A 14,809-nucleotide genomic window follows, 5' to 3' on the forward strand; every position below is an offset into this window, starting at 1 on the left:
CGCGCGGCAGGCAACGCCATGCCGGGCGCGACCACAAGCAGCAACACGCAGCAACACGCAGCAACACGCAGCGCCAGCCTGCCGCCGCAAAAGAAAAACCCGCCAGGCAATGCCGGGCGGGTCGCAACTCAAGGTCCATGTCCACAAATACCAACGAGACGATTGACTATAACCAACCGACGCCTGGCGGCCAACGAACCATAAGTCATGCGCTTATGCCGCCAGGGCATAAACCGTCAGCCCGGCTTGGCCGGCAGGTAACGTTCCACCAGGCGCGTCCAGTAGGCAGCGCCGACCGGGATGTTGTCGTCATTGAAATCGTAATGGGCATTGTGCAGCATCGGCTGCCCGGCGCCATTGCCCACCCGCAGGAAGCAACCCGGTCGCTGCTGCAGGAAATACGCAAAGTCCTCGCTGCCGGCGATCGGTCCGAACGGGGCGATCACCTGCTCGGCCCCTACCAGCTCTTCGGCCACGCTGCGGGCGAATTCGGTCTCGGCCTCGGAATTGACCAGCACCGGATAGCCACGCAGGTAGTCGATCTCGGCCCGCGCCCCATAACCGTCGACGTGCGCGGCGACCAGCGCACGGATGCGTTGTTCGAGCAGCGCGCGCACCTCTTGCTTGAATGAACGCACGCTGATGTCGAGCGTGGCGTATTCGGCAATGACGTTGGAGGCGCTGCCGGCATGCAGCGCACCGACCGTGACCACCGCCGTCTCCATCGGGTCGATATTGCGCGACACCACCGTCTGCAAGGCCATCACCAGGCTGGCCGCGGCGACCACCGGATCGACCGACAGGTGCGGGCGGGCGGCATGGCTGCCGCGGCCGACGATGCGGATCTTGACGGTGTCGCAGGCGGCCATGAACGGGCCGCTGCGGAACATGAAGGTGCCACTGGCCACGCCCGGGTGATTGTGGATGCCGAACACGGCGTCGCAGGGGAAGCGCTCGAACAAGCCATCCTCGAGCATCCTCTGGGCGCCGCTGTTGAAGCCGGCTTCCTCGGCCGGCTGGAAGATCAGGTTCAGGGTGCCATCGAAGTTGCGTGTACGCGCCAGCTGGCGCGCCGCGCCCAGCAGCATGGCGGTGTGCCCGTCATGACCGCAGGCGTGCATCGCTCCGGGCTTGCTGCTGGCATACGGCAAGCCGGTTTCCTCGAGGATGGGCAAGGCGTCCATGTCGGCCCGCAGGCCGATGCTGCGCGTGCCGCTACCGACCCGCAGGGTACCCACCAGGCCATTGCCGCCCAGGTGGCGGGTCACGGCAAAACCCCATTGCTCCAGGCGTGCCGCCACCAGCGCGGCGGTATCGACCTCTTCGAACGACAGCTCTGGGTGCTGGTGGATGTGGCGGCGGATCTCGACGATCTCGTCCTTGATGTCGGCCAGGTCGGCGACCTGGCACAGCTTGGCGTTGCTCATGTTAGTGACCTCGGGTTCGATTCAGGCAGTCGCGCGACGCGCCAGCACGGCGCTGCCCTGCTCTGCCAGGTCCCAGAACAACCCGGCCATCAGCTGCAGCGACTCGCGCGAGACGCTGGCCAGTATATGCTCATTGGGCGCGTGCTGGGAGCAGGCCGGATAGGAGTGTGGCACCCACAGCGTGGGCAGGCCCAGCGTCTCGGAAAACACGTCGTTGGGCAGCGACCCGCCCAGGTTGGGCAGCAGCGTGGGTTTCTTGCCGCTGGTGCGCTGCATCGATGCCAGGCCCCAGCGCACCCATTCGTCATCCGGGTCGAGCCGGGTGGCCGAGAACTGCACGCCCGACAGCGTCACCTCGACATCGTCATAGCCATGGGCGTCGAGATGGGCGCGGATGTTGGCGATGAAGTTGCCATCGTCGCTGCCCACCACGAAGCGGATCTGGCAGTGGGCGCTGGCGTGGCCGGGGATCGCGTTGACCGGCGCCTCCGGGTTGCCGGTCTTGAAGGCCAGCACTTCCAGCGTATTCCAGCCGAATACCCGTTCGGCCGGCGTGAGCCCCGGCTCGCCCCACTCGGGATCGACTTCGGGATCGGTCGCGCCGCCGCCCACGGTCACCCCTGCCAGCGCATCACGCACGCTTTGCGGCAAGGCATCCGGCAACAGGCTGGGCACGCGAATGCGCCCACGGCCGTCGACCAGGCAGGCGATCGCGTTGGCCAGGCGCACGCCCGGGTTGCGCAACAGGCCACCCCAGTTGCCGGAGTGATGCCCGCCATCCCGTGAATTGACCTTGAGGTCGAAATTGCAGCCGCCACGCGAACCCAGGAACATGGTGGGCGTGGGCGCATTCACGCGCGGACCGTCGGAGGCGATGAAGACGTCCGCCTCGAGCCGTTGGGCATACTGGCGGCAAACATCGTTCAAACCGGGCGAACCGGTCTCTTCGCCCATTTCAAGGATCAGCTTGACGTTGTAGCCCAATTGCCCGCCGCGCACCTGCATGACTTCTTCCAGCGCGGCGAGATTGATGGTGTGCTGGGCCTTGTTGTCGGCAATGCCGCGCCCGTACCAGCGGTCGCCCTCGACCACGATCTCCCATGGAAACAGGCCCTGGCGCCACTGCTTGTCATAGCCGCGCACCACATCGCCGTGGCCATAGGTCAGCACCGTGAAGGCGGCCTGCGGCTCCAGCCGTTCGGCGATCAGGAAAGGGGTGCCGCCAGGCAGCGGATTGTCAATCACCTCGCTGGTGAAGCCCAGGCCTTGCAGATAGGGCACGATCTCCTGCTGCAGGTAGGCGTACAGGTGCGGACGGCTGTCGGGCTCCTGGCTTTCGGAGCGGATCGCCACCCGGCGCCTGAGGGTATCCATGAAACGGCCATCGTCGAAATATGCCTCTACCTGGGCGATGGCTTGTGCTCTGCTCATGTTGCTGCTCCTTTTCGGGTCGGTTTCGGTTCGATGCGCTATTGCGCCACCAGCAGCTCGGGAATGCCGCGCCCGGGGTCCGGGGTCAGCGCCGACGCCAGCAGCATGCGGGTATAGGGGTGCTGGGGGTGGTTGAAGATCTGCTCGCGCGTGTGCAGCTCGACGATGCTGCCGCGGTGCATCACCGCCACCCGGTCCACCAGGTGCTCGACCACCCCCAGGTTGTGGCTGATGAACAGGTAGGTCAGGCCGAACTCGGCCTTCAGGTCCAGCAGCAGGTTCAGTATCTGCGCCTGCACCGATACGTCCAGTGCCGAGGTAGGCTCGTCGCAGACCAGGATGTCGGGGCGCAGGACCAGGGCGCGGGCGATCGCCACCCGCTGCCGCTGGCCGCCAGAGAGCTGGTTCGGATACTGGCCATGGGTGCGCTCGGGCATGCCCACCAGGTCGAGCATCGCGCGCACCTGGCGTTGCTGGCTGGCAGCGTCGCCGATGCGATGCAGCTTGAGCGGCAGGCCGACGATCTGGGCCACCGTCTTGCGCGGGTTGAGCGACGAGTACGGGTCCTGGAAGATGGGCTGGAGTCGACGCGCATTGTCGCGCCGCCGGGTGGGATCGACCTCCTGGCCATTGATCAGCACATTGCCCGCGCTGGGCTCCAGCAATCCCAGCAGCATCTTGGCCAGCGTACTCTTGCCGCAGCCGGATTCGCCCACCAGGCCCAGCGTCTCGCCACGGTACAGGCGCAGCGAGACGTCGTCGACGGCACGGACCTGGCCGGGCGGCTTGAACATGCCGCGCTTGATGTCATAGACCTTCGACAGCGCGCACAGCTCCAGCGCGATATCGCCCTTGGGTGCCGGCCCGGCCGCCAGCATGCTGCCCATGTCGCCCAGGTTCATGCCAGCACCTCCATCGATTCGGTTTGCCCGACGGCGTCGAGCTTGTGGCAGCGCGCCAGGTGCGGGTGCGTCGGGTCGCCCCGCACGGCCATCGGCGGCTCGATCTCGCAACCGGCATCGGCCAGCGCGCAGCGATTGCGGAAGGTGCAGCCGGTCACCGTGCCCACCAGGCTCGGCACGACCCCCGCAATGGCCTGCAGGCGGCTGCCCGGCGGCGTCTTGCCGCGTACCGGGATGCAATTGAGCAAGCCGCGGGTGTAGGGATGGCGCGGCTGCCGGAACAGCTGCGCCACCTCCGCGGTCTCGACCACCTGGCCGGCGTACATCACGGCCACCCGGTCGGCAATGCGCGAGACCACGCCCAGGTCGTGGGTGATGAAGATGACGGCGGTGCCGAATTCGCGCTGCAAGTCGCGGATCATGCGCAGGATCTGCGCCTGGATGGTCACGTCCAGCGCGGTGGTGGGTTCGTCGGCGATGATCAGGTCGGGGCTGCACATGAGCGACATGGCAATCATCACGCGCTGGCGCAGCCCGCCGGAGAGTTGGTGCGGATACTGCCGCAGGCGGTCTTCGGCGTTGGCGATACCGGTGCGATGCAACAAATAGAGCGCGCGCTCGCGCGCTTCGGCCCGGCTCACCCCGGACTGCTGCAGCAAGGCCTCGCACAATTGGTTGCCCAGCGTATAGGCCGGGTTGAGCGAGGTCATCGGCTCCTGGAAGATCATCGCCATGCGCTTGCCGCGCAATTGCATCAACTGCCGTTCGTGCAAGCCCATCAGGTCGACACCGTCGAAACTGACATGGTCGGCGCTGCACTGGGCGCGACGCGGCAACAGGCCCATCAAGGCCAGCGAGGTCATCGACTTGCCGCAGCCCGATTCGCCCACCAGGCACAGCATCTCGCCACGCCGCACCTGGAAATCGATCCCGCGCACCGCATGCAGCATGCCGTTCCCGGTGGGCAGGTCGACCCGCAGGTTCTTCACATCGAGCAATACACTCATGGTTCTCTCCGGTCAGTTGCGGCCGTCGGGCGCGTTGACATCGCGGATGCCATCGCCCACCAGGTTGATCGCCAGCACCAGCATCGCCAGCGCCAGGCCGGGGATCACGATCACCCAGGGCTTGAAGAACATGTAGGACTTGCCCTCCGACACCATCAAGCCCCAGGACGGCGTCGGCGGCTGCACGCCCAATCCGAGGAACGACAGCGTCGCTTCGAGCAGGATCGCGTGGGCCATTTCCAGCGTGGCCACCACGATCAGCGCGCCCATGATGTTGGGCACGATCTCGCGCAGCAGGATATAGGGCGTGGAGGCGCCGATGGCCTTGGCCGCGGCAATGAATTCGGCATCCCGAATCTGCTGCGTGGCCGAGCGGGTGACCACCGCAAAGCGGTCCCACAGCAGCAGGCCCAGCAGGACGATCACCACCTTCAGCGAGCCGCCCACCAGCGAGGCCATGGCCAGCGCCACCAGCACCACCGGCATGGCCAGGCGAGTGGTGATGAGGTAGCTGATGACGGCATCGACCCGACCGCCGAAGTAGCCAGCCAGCACCCCGAGGGTAGTGCCGATGAGACCCGAGATGAGCGCCGCGGCGGCACCGATCATCAGTGACACCCGGGCGCCGTAGATCAGCCGCGACAGGTAGTCGCGGCCCAGCTTGTCGGTACCGAGCACATGTTCCCAACTGCCCGACGCATGCCAGACCGGCGGGATCAGGCGCGCCGAGACGTTCTGGTCGAACGGGTCGTGCGGCGCCAGCCAGGGTGCCATCGCCGCCGCCAGCACCATCAATGCCAGCACCACCGCGCCCAGCACCAGGCCGCGATGGCCCAGGACCCGGTTGAGCTGGCGGCGCCATGGCGGGGTCGGCTTGAGTGCGCCCTGCAACAGGCTCGCGGCCGGCAAGCTGGAAGAAGTGGTGGTCATGACGGCTCCTGTGGACGGGACGGTACGCGGTTAGCGGGTACGGATGCGCGGATCGAGCAGCGCATTGATGACATCGGCCACGAAGGTCAAGCCGATATAGAACATGGCGATCAGCAGCACCACCGCCTGCACGACCGGGTAATCGTTGCGCGAGATGGCGTCCCAGGCCAGTTGCCCCAGCCCCTGCATCGAATAGACCGATTCGATCACCACCGAACCGCCCAGCATGAAGCCCAGCTCCACCGCCGCCAGCGCCACTACCGGGATGACCGCATTGCGCAGCGCGTGCTTGAACACCACCCGCGAACGCGACAGTCCCTTGGCGCGCGCGGTGCGGATGTAGTCCGACCCCAGCACCTCCAGCATGCCCGAGCGGGTCAGCCGCATCATGGCGGGCATCGCGTAGTAGCCCAGCGCCACGGCCGGCAGCACGAAATGTTGCCAGCTCTCGTTACCGGCCACCGGCAGCCAGTGCAACGTGACCGCGAACACCAGGATCAGCGTCAGGCCAAACCAGAAGCTGGGCATGGCCTGACCGACCACGGCGATCATCAGTGCGATGCGGTCGAGCCAGGTATCGCGGTAGAGCGCCGCCAGCACCCCCAGGGGGATGGCCACCAGGATGGCCAGCAGCAAGGCGCTGCCGCCCAGCTTGAAGGTGATCGGCAAGCGCTCGGCGATCATCTCCATCACCGGTCCCTGGAAGTAGAAGGACTTGCCGAAATCCAGTTGCACCGCGCGGCTGAGCCAATCGATGTACTGCACCGTCATCGGCCGGTCCAGCCCGAACTGGACCCGGATCGTCTCGACCTGGGCGGCACTGGCCTCGGGCCCGGCGATGGCGGTGGCCAGGTCGCCCGACATGTGCAGCAGCGAAAAACTGACCACGGACACCGTCAGCGCCACGCACAGGGCGATAAGCAGTCGGCGCAGTATGTAGATCAACATGGGCGATCCCTTCGGCAATACGATTGTCTTTCGGCTACGAAAAAAGCCAACGGCGAACTGGCAAGCTGTCCACACTTCCCGGCGGGGGAGTGTGGACAGGTTCTATTTCCAGGACGCTTCGTAGAAACGGGGAAGTTCGTCCGGGTAGCCCTGGAACTTCAACTGCGCATTGAAGGCGTAATAGGTCGAGTACGAAAACAGCGGCGCCATGTAGGCCTGCCTGGAGATCAATTCCAGTGCCTTGCTGTAGCTGCTCTTGCGCACCGCCGGATCGGTCGAGGTGTCGCCCGCCTGCACCAGCTGCTGCAGTTGCGGGTCCTTGGTGATGTCGTCGGCGCTGCCCTTGAAGAACACGCCGGCGAAGGCCGAGGTGTCGTTCATCGAGAACGAGCCCCAGGCCTGGAAGGTCATCGGCGTCTTGCCGCTGCGGTACTCGTTCTGCAGGGCGGCGAACTTCAGGTAATGCAGGCGCGCGCGGATGCCGACCTTGTGCAGGTCGCCGATGATCGCTTCGGCCACTTCGCGCTCGCGGTAGGCGTAGATGTCGGTATCGAAACCGTTGGCGTAGCCGGCGGCGGCCAGCAGTTCCTTGGCCTTGGCCACGCCATGGTCGTACTTGATGGCGGCATTGGTGTCGCAGCCGAACTGGGTGCGGAAACAGGCGGTATAGACTGGCTGGCTGCCGCCGCGCATCAGGTTATCTGCGATGCCCTTGCGATTGATCGCATAGTTGACCGCCTGGCGCACCCGCAGGTCCTTGAAAGGCGAATTGGCCGAGGACGAACCGGTGGCGTCGAGCGTGACGAAACCGACCCGCATGGTTTCACCGCTCTGCACCGCCAGCTTGGGATTGCCCTTGAGCGAATCGGCCTGGTCGGGCGGTACCCGCCAGATCCAGTCCACGGCACCGGTCATCAGTTGCGCCGCGCGGGTTTCCGGATCGGGGATCACCATGAACCTGATGTTGCCGATGCTGGGCTGGCCTTGCGGGCTGTCCTTGAAGTAGGCGGTGTTCTTGACCAGCGTCACGCCCTGCCCCGGCGTGACGCTGGTGACCTTGTAGGGGCCGGTGCCGACCGGCGCCTTGGCAAAGGCATCCAGCCCGACCTTCTTGAAATAGGCGCCGGGATAGATCGGCAACGGGCCGGCCAGGTATTCGAGCGCGGCCGGGAAAGGCGCCTTCATGTTGATGCGCACCTTGTAGTCGCCCAGCTTGTCGACACTGTTGATCCAGTCGGTGTTCTGCCGGGTGACCGCCTTGGAGTCGGGCGCTACCACGTAGTTGAATGTAAACACCACATCGTCGGCACTGAACTTGTCGCCGTTCTGGAAGCTCACGCCCTGGCGCAGGTCGAGCACCAGCGCGGTGGGCGACTCCCACTTCCAGCCGGTGGCCAGTTGCGGCTTGTATTCGTTGGTCTTGGGGTCGCGATAGACCAGGGTATCCCAGATCAGGTGGGCCAGGATCACGCCTTCGCGCAGGTTGTTGTGGTATTGGCTGATGTTCTCGACCTCGCTGTCGGACGCATAGACCAGGGTGTCATTGGCCTTGTTGGCCATCGCCGACCACGATGCCATCGCACCGGCCACCAACAAGGCAACGCGCGAGCATGCCAGTACCGACTTCTTCATTGCGCTCATTCCAACCCCTTTTCTGGTTCGTGTAAGGAAATGTTTGAAAAAACAGCGACGTCGAGGCCATACTAGGTCACCTTTTAGCGATGCCACAATTAGCAAATTTCTATGCCTGCCTTGCTGAAACGAGATGCCTGCCCTTGTGCACCACAATGAATTGATCGACGCCATCGGCCCGTCATGGGTCGACGGCACCTGCATGCGCGATTGCAGCAATTGGGCTGCATCCGACGCGCGCCGGATGCACCAAAGCCGTGAAGAACGCACCAATTAAAGCGGCCTAATCTTTTTTCAGTTTCGCCGGATCGAGGTCTATGATGAAATCGCAACAACTGCAAGACACGGCGCTGCGCTACTTCCTGGAGGTGGTACGCTGCGGCTCCATCAGTGAAGCATCGCAACGCCTCAACGTAGCCAGCTCAGCCATCAGTCGCCAGATCAGCAGCCTCGAGCAGGCCCTCGACACGGTCTTGTTCGAACGGCGTCCGCGCGGCATGGTGCTGTCGGCCGGTGGCGAGATGCTGGCCGCGCATGCGCGCAAGATGGCGCTGGAGGCCGACCGCGTGGTGGCCGACCTGCAGGCATTGAAGGGATTGCGTAGTGGGCGGGTGCGCTTGTCGGCCTCGGAAGGTTTCGCCATCGACTTCCTGCCGCGGCTGATCCACGGTTTCCAGGAGAAGTACCCGGGCTTCGTGTTCCAGGTGTTCGTGGGGGCGCCGGCGGCGGTATCGCGCCAGGTGCGCGAAGGCAACGCCGACATCGGACTGACCTTCACCCGCCTGCCCGAAGCCGAGATCAAGGTGGTGCATCGCCAGCCCGGCCCGATCTCGCTGGTGATGCGTCCGGACCATCCGTTGGCGCGCTTCAGGCAGGTGTCGCTGTCGCAGATCCGCCCCTATCCGATGGCGCTGCCGGACCCGACCACGACGCTGCGGCAGTTGTTCGATATCGCCTGCAGTCGACAGCAGATGGTGGTCGAGCCGGTGGTCACCAGCAATTACATCCAGACCCTGCACAACTACCTGCTCGACAACGACGCCCTGTCGATCACCGGCGAAGTCACCGTACGCTACCGCATCGCCAGCGGCGAACTGGTGATAAGGCCGATTCGCGACTGCCCGCACGATGGCCGCTATATCGAGGTGCAGACCCTGGCGGGCCGCACCCTGCCCCGCAGCGTGGAGATTTTCCTCGACTACCTGGTGGCCGAGCTGAGCAAGGACCTGTGAGCCACTACGACGGCGCCGACCAGCCCAGGCCCAGGGCCTTCTGGATGCCCACGAAACTGCGCGTCAGCGCCGCCTCGCCCTGCAACAGGTTCTGCTGCGCGCTGATCTGCTGGCGCGTGGTGTCGAGCAGCTCGATGAGGGTACCGGTGCCTGCCGCATAGCGCTGGCGCGCCAGCACCAGTGCCTGGTCGGCCGAAGCCTTGGTGCGTGCCAGGGTGGCCACCGTAACGCGCCCATGACGGAAGCGGGACAATGAATCCTCGGCGTCGCGCAGGGCCTCCAGCACCGCCTGGCGGTATTTCATCTCGGCTTCGTCGCGCACCCGCTCGGCCTGGGTGACACGGGCGCTGTTGCGGCCGAAGTCGAGAAAATTCCAGCTCAGCATCGGCGCGCCGATGGCCGCGAAGTCGTCCAGCCGGGTCAGGTCGGACGGATGGGTGCCGCCCAGGCCGATGACGCCCAGCAACTTCAGGCTGGGATACCTGGCAGCCTCGGCCTGGCCGATCCTGGCGGTGTCGGCGGCCAGCGTGCGCTCGGCGGCCCGGATGTCGGGCCGCCGCCGCAACAGCGACGCCGGATCGCCCAGCGCCACCTCGGGTGGCGGCAAGGGCACCGGGGCCGGACCGGCCAGTTCGGTATCGAGCGCGCCGGGCGCCTGGCCCACCAGGGTGGCCAGCTGGTTCAGGAAGGCTTCCTTTTCGGCCTGCAGGGGCACCAGGTCGGCGCGGGTGCCATCCAGCTGGTTCTGGATGCGCAGGCGCTCCAGGGTGGACGCGGTACCGCGCTCGACCCGCTGGCTGGTCAATTGCAGCATGCGCTCCTGGGCCTGCACGGCGTCGTCACCCAGCGCCAGCCGCAACTGCCGCTCGCGCAGGTTGATGTAGGCATTGGCCACTTCGGCGGCCAGGCTGACCTGGGCGTCGGCCAGCGTCGCCTGGGCCGCCTCGGCGCTGGCACCGACGGCCTGTATCGAACGCTGGTGCGCCCCGAACAGATCGATTTCCCAGGTGGCGTCGACGCCCAGGTTATACAGGTTGACGCGGCTGGCCGAGCCCGAAGAAGAGCCGTCCAGGCTGATCGGCGGCAGCCGCGCATGCGCGGCCAGGGCCGAGGCGCCGCCGCTGGGGCGGGCATTGGCCTGCTCCAGGTCGAGCGCGGCACGCGACTGCTGCAAGCGCGCACGGGCCGCGCCCAGGTTGGGATTGGCCGCCAGTGCGCGCTGCACCAGCGCGTCCAGCGTGGGGTCGTTCAGGGCAGTCCACCATTGGGCCAGCGGCGCGGCGGTGGTGCTGCTGCCGGCATCGGCACGCACGAAGCCGGCCGCGACGGCCTGGGGTGCCACCGCGGGCGGCCCTTGATAGTCGGGGCCGAGCGCGCAGCCGGCCAGCGCGGCGCACGCCAGTGCGACCACGAGGGGAACGAGAATGAGTCGGGATTGATTTGGCATGATAGTCGTCAGTGGGCGTTGACCGGTTCGGCATTGCTGGGCAGCGGGCGCAGGAACAGCACCAGCGGCGTGACGCAGAGGATGATGACCCCCAGCAGCCAGAACAGGTCGGCATAGGTCATGGTGAGGGCCTGGGCCTGGATGGTGCTGCCGAGCAGGCCAATGGCGGTATCCGGTCCGCCCAGCAGGCGGCCCTGGGCGGCGATGGTCGATTGCACCAGTTCGGAGTTGGCCGACAGGCTTTCTTCCAGCCGCCGGCTGTGCAACCACAACCGCTGGTCCTGGATCACGGCGATGCCAGCCAGGGCCAGCGATCCGCCCAGGTTGCGCGCGGCGCTGTAGAGCCCGGAGGCATCGCCGGCCTGCGAGGGCGGCACCGAACGGATCGCGGCCTGGTTCAGGAAGATCATCGCCAGCACCGTGCCCAATCCGCGCAGCAATTGCGAGGCGACGAACGATCCGCCGTAGGACAGCGGACTGAGGTCGGTCTCGAGGAAGGCCGAGAAGGCCAGCATCAAGAAGCCGGTGCCCACCGCCAGGCGAATGTCGATGCGCCGCATCAGCATCGGCACGAAGGGCATCATCAGGATCATCGGCACCCCCGAGAGCAGCACGATCACGCCCGATTGCAGCGAGTTGTAGCCGGCGATGCCCGACAGGAACTGCGGGATCACATAGGCCGTGCCATACAGCGCCACGCCCACGATCATGGCCATCATCACCACCGAGCCGAACTGGCGGTCGCGCAGCAGTCGCAGCTGGATCACCGGGTGCCGGGCGCGGACCTGCCCCAGTCCCAGGAAGATGAAACCGATCACCGAGGTCAGCGCCAGCCAGCGGATGTCGGGCGAGGAGAACCACTGTTCGCGCTCGCCCTCCTCCAGCACCACCGTCAGCCCGCCCAGCCCCAGTGCCAGGCCGAGGATGCCCATCCAGTCCGCCTGGGCCAATTGCTCGAACTTGGGACGCTCGTAGGGAATCGCCACCAGCAGCAACGTGACCAGCGCGATGCCGACCGGCACGTTGAGAAAGAACGCATAGTGCCAGCTGACGTTTTCGGTCAGCCAGCCCCCCAGCACCGGACCCAGCACCGGACCCAGGATGGCGGTGGCGCCGAACATCGCATTGCCCACCGGCTGTTGCGCGCGCGGCAGCCGGGTGGCGATGATGGTCATGGCGGTGGGGATCAGGGCGCCGCCGGTGAAGCCCTGCCCGACCCGGCCCACGATCATCATCGGCAAGGTGGTCGACAGGCCGCACAGGATCGAGAACAGCGTAAACAGGCTGGCCGCCGCCAGCAGCAGCACCCGCAGGCCGAGCAGCCGTTCCAGCCAGGCCGACATCGGGATGATGACGATCTCGGCCACCAGGTAGGCGGTAGCGATCCAGGTGCCTTCGGTGCCGGAGGCGCCGATCTCGCCCTGGATGGTCGGTAGCGACGAGTTGACGATGGAGATATCGAGCGTGGCCATCAGGGCGCCCAGCGTACCGGCGGCCACCGCCAGCCAGGCGGCGGCGTCGGCCTTCTGGCCGTTGGCCGCGACTGCTGCCGGGGTGCTCAACGCGCCCCCTGGCCGCCCTGCGTCGCCGCTTTCTGGTCGACGCTGGCATTGGCTTGGCTATTGCGCTCGCGCTGCTCGCGCAGCTCGTCCTTGGCGGCGATGGTATTGACTTCCACCGTCACCGACAGGCCGGCCACGAACAGCTTGCGGTCTTGCGCGGAGGCATCGACGGCGATGCGCACCGGCACCCGCTGGACGATCTTGGTGAAGTTGCCGGTGGCGTTCTGCGGCGGCAGCAGCGAGAACTGGGCGCCGGTACCGGGCGAGATGCTTTCGACATGCCCTTGGAATTGCATGCCCGGCAGCGCATCCATCTTGATCACGGCGGGTTGGCCGGTACGCATCAGGCCGATCTGCGTTTCCTTGAAGTTGGCGGTGATGTAGAACTGGTTCGGCACCACCGTCATCATGCGCGTGCCGGCCGAGACGAACTGCCCCACCCGCACCTGCTTGTCGCCGATACGGCCATTGACGCTGGCCTTGACCTCGGTCGAGTTCAAGTTGACGCTGGCGGCGTCGAACTGGGCACGGGCAGTCTCGCCTTGGGCCTGCGCCTGGCGCACCTGGGCCTGCAGCGAGCTGATGCGCAATTGCGCCGCGTCCAGCGCCGCACGTCGCGACAGCACCGTCGAGCGCGCCTGGGCGGCCTGGTTGCGCAGGCCGGTCAGGCGTTCACGGGTCTCGGCACCGCTGGCCGCCAGCGGCGTGTAGCGTTCCACTTCGGCGTTGGCGAAGCGGGCGTCTTCGTCGGCCTGCGCCAATTGGGCACGGGCCTGGTCGATGGCGGCCTTCTGCTCGGCCAGCTGGGCCCGGGCGGCGTCTTCGCTGGCCGCGGCGGCGTCGATCTGGGCCTTGGACTGCGCGGTCTGGGCCGAGTAGTCGCGGGCATCGATGCGCACCAGCGCCTGTCCGACCGCGACTGCCTGGTTGTCGGCCACCAGCACCTGCTCGACATAACCGGACACCTTCGACGAGACCGTTACGCTGTCGGCATGGACGAAAGCGTCATTGGTGCTTTCGAGATACTTGCCGCGCATCTGGTAGTACAACACCCACGCCACCACGATCACCAGCGCCACCACCAGCATGGCACGCAGCACGAAGCGGGCGCGCGGGCTCATGCGCTTCTTGGGCTTGGTTTCGGTAGTGTCGGCGGGAGCTTGTGGCGCTTCATTGGCGGCTTGATTATTCTGGTTGGCGTCTGTCATCTTTTTTTATCCTAAAATTCCCGGCAGGGCCGGTATTGCTAGCATTACAACTGATCATCGAGGATTAATGAGGTACCATATGATATGGCATCTCGAAAAACTATGTGCAGCGACTTTACAAATAACTACTCGCAGGCTGCCGAAGCGCTGCGCGACTTCTACCTGCGTTCGCACCGCACGCTGGACAAGCTGATGGCAGCGCAAGGCGCGTCCTTTGCCCGCACCAAGATCATGAGCTTCATCGACCGTGGTGGAAAAGTACGCTCGACCGACCTGGCCGAAGCGTTCGGCTTTGCGCCGCGCACCATCACCGAGGCGGTCGATGCGCTGGAACGCGATGGCATGGTGCTGCGTGAACCCGACCTCAACGATCGCCGGGTCAAGCAGATTTCTTTGACAGCATTGGGCCAGGAAGTGCTGAAGGCGTCGGAACCGGAGCGCGCGCGCTTTGGCAACCGGTTGTTCGAGGCGCTGGAGCAGGACGAGATCGGGGAACTGGCGCGGCTGCTGGGCAAGCTCAATGGTCGCTTGGGGGAGTTGGAGCAGGAGTTGGGGGATGTCGGTGGGGCTGGCAGGAAATGAGGGTGTCCGCGGTGGGCAGGGGCCTGTCGTGCTCTTGCTGCATGCCGATTTACTGGCTTAATTATCTTGGCGCCAGTGTGTGTTGAGCCCTCCTAGGTCGTCTGCTCTTGCTGCATGCCGATGTACTGGCTTAATTATCTTGGCGCCAGTGTGTGTTGAGCCCTCCTAGGTCGTCTGCTCTTGCTGCATGCCGATGTACTGGCTTTATGCTTATCTTTCTCCGGTCAAAGGGACTCGCCGGGAGTCCGCCCGGCAGCGGACCCTCTTTCTTGAACGCCAAGAAAGAGGGGCAAAGAAGGCGCCCCCAGGGGCTGTTAGCCGCTCATCTGCGAGATGCGTTGCCCCCGAGAGGTGGGCTGGCAAGGCGTCCTGCCTGTCTGATGGCTGGCCATCAGACAGGCAGGGCAACGCAGTCCAGCGCGCCTCTCGGGGGCAACCCTGTGGGAACGGGCAAGAGGCGTCGCCTGCCGTTGTTGCAGCTCCTTGCCGTGGCACCACCAC

At 65.7% G+C, this 14,809-nt stretch carries 12 protein-coding genes; 2 read left to right on the forward strand and 10 right to left on the reverse strand.

What is annotated here, in order from left to right:
- Positions 1–236 precede the first annotated feature (236 nt).
- From PMI40_RS14365 to PMI40_RS14395, 7 genes are all read right to left on the reverse strand, one after another.
- The gene (locus PMI40_RS14365) at positions 237–1,427 is read right to left on the reverse strand and encodes a M20 aminoacylase family protein (protein ID WP_008116642.1); all 1,191 of its coding nucleotides are present in this window, start codon (positions 1,425–1,427) and stop codon (positions 237–239) included.
- Positions 1,428–1,448: 21 nt separating this feature from the next.
- The gene (locus PMI40_RS14370) at positions 1,449–2,858 is read right to left on the reverse strand and encodes a M20 family metallopeptidase (RefSeq protein WP_008116644.1); all 1,410 of its coding nucleotides are present in this window, start codon (positions 2,856–2,858) and stop codon (positions 1,449–1,451) included.
- A gap of 38 nt (positions 2,859–2,896) precedes the next feature.
- Entirely contained in the window at positions 2,897–3,760 is an 864-nt protein-coding gene (locus PMI40_RS14375; RefSeq protein WP_008116646.1) for an ATP-binding cassette domain-containing protein, read from the reverse strand.
- Positions 3,757–4,767 carry an ABC transporter ATP-binding protein gene (locus tag PMI40_RS14380; protein ID WP_008116648.1) on the reverse strand — a complete coding sequence of 337 codons (1,011 nt, stop codon included), beginning with the start codon at positions 4,765–4,767 and terminating at the stop codon, positions 3,757–3,759. Before PMI40_RS14380 ends, PMI40_RS14375 begins: the two co-directional genes overlap by 4 nt.
- 12 nt (positions 4,768–4,779) lie before the next feature.
- Entirely contained in the window at positions 4,780–5,697 is a 918-nt protein-coding gene (locus tag PMI40_RS14385) for an ABC transporter permease (protein ID WP_008116650.1), read from the reverse strand.
- A gap of 30 nt (positions 5,698–5,727) precedes the next feature.
- Complete coding sequence (locus PMI40_RS14390; protein ID WP_008116652.1) at positions 5,728–6,645, reverse strand: ABC transporter permease; 918 nt, start codon at positions 6,643–6,645, stop codon at positions 5,728–5,730.
- Positions 6,646–6,747: 102 nt separating this feature from the next.
- Positions 6,748–8,286 carry an ABC transporter substrate-binding protein gene (locus tag PMI40_RS14395; protein ID WP_008116654.1) on the reverse strand — a complete coding sequence of 513 codons (1,539 nt, stop codon included), beginning with the start codon at positions 8,284–8,286 and terminating at the stop codon, positions 6,748–6,750.
- A 311-nt stretch (positions 8,287–8,597) separates the two neighbouring features.
- Here PMI40_RS14395 and PMI40_RS14400 point away from each other — a divergent pair, with 311 nt between their 5' ends.
- Positions 8,598–9,509 carry a LysR family transcriptional regulator gene (locus PMI40_RS14400; RefSeq protein WP_008116656.1) on the forward strand — a complete coding sequence of 304 codons (912 nt, stop codon included), beginning with the start codon at positions 8,598–8,600 and terminating at the stop codon, positions 9,507–9,509.
- Between the two features lie 4 nt (positions 9,510–9,513).
- On the opposite strand, the gene PMI40_RS14405 is transcribed toward PMI40_RS14400, so the two are convergent.
- Genes PMI40_RS14405 through PMI40_RS14415 form a run of 3 tightly spaced genes read right to left on the reverse strand, consistent with a single transcriptional unit; the run spans position 9,514 to position 13,726 of the window.
- Positions 9,514–10,956, reverse strand: coding sequence for an efflux transporter outer membrane subunit (locus PMI40_RS14405; protein WP_008116657.1), 1,443 nt, complete (start codon positions 10,954–10,956; stop codon positions 9,514–9,516).
- A gap of 8 nt (positions 10,957–10,964) precedes the next feature.
- On the reverse strand, positions 10,965–12,518 hold the full coding sequence (locus tag PMI40_RS14410) for an MDR family MFS transporter (protein ID WP_008116659.1): 1,554 nt from the start codon (positions 12,516–12,518) through the stop codon (positions 10,965–10,967).
- Entirely contained in the window at positions 12,515–13,726 is a 1,212-nt protein-coding gene (locus tag PMI40_RS14415; RefSeq protein WP_008116660.1) for an HlyD family secretion protein, read from the reverse strand. Before PMI40_RS14415 ends, PMI40_RS14410 begins: the two co-directional genes overlap by 4 nt.
- Positions 13,727–13,828: 102 nt before the next feature.
- Between PMI40_RS14415 and PMI40_RS14420 the strand changes: the two genes are divergently transcribed.
- Positions 13,829–14,308 carry a MarR family winged helix-turn-helix transcriptional regulator gene (locus PMI40_RS14420; protein ID WP_008116661.1) on the forward strand — a complete coding sequence of 160 codons (480 nt, stop codon included), beginning with the start codon at positions 13,829–13,831 and terminating at the stop codon, positions 14,306–14,308.
- Positions 14,309–14,809 lie beyond the last annotated feature (501 nt).

The organism is Herbaspirillum sp. YR522 (assembly GCF_000282575.1).
Classification (GTDB): Bacteria; Pseudomonadota; Gammaproteobacteria; order Burkholderiales; family Burkholderiaceae_D; genus Herbaspirillum.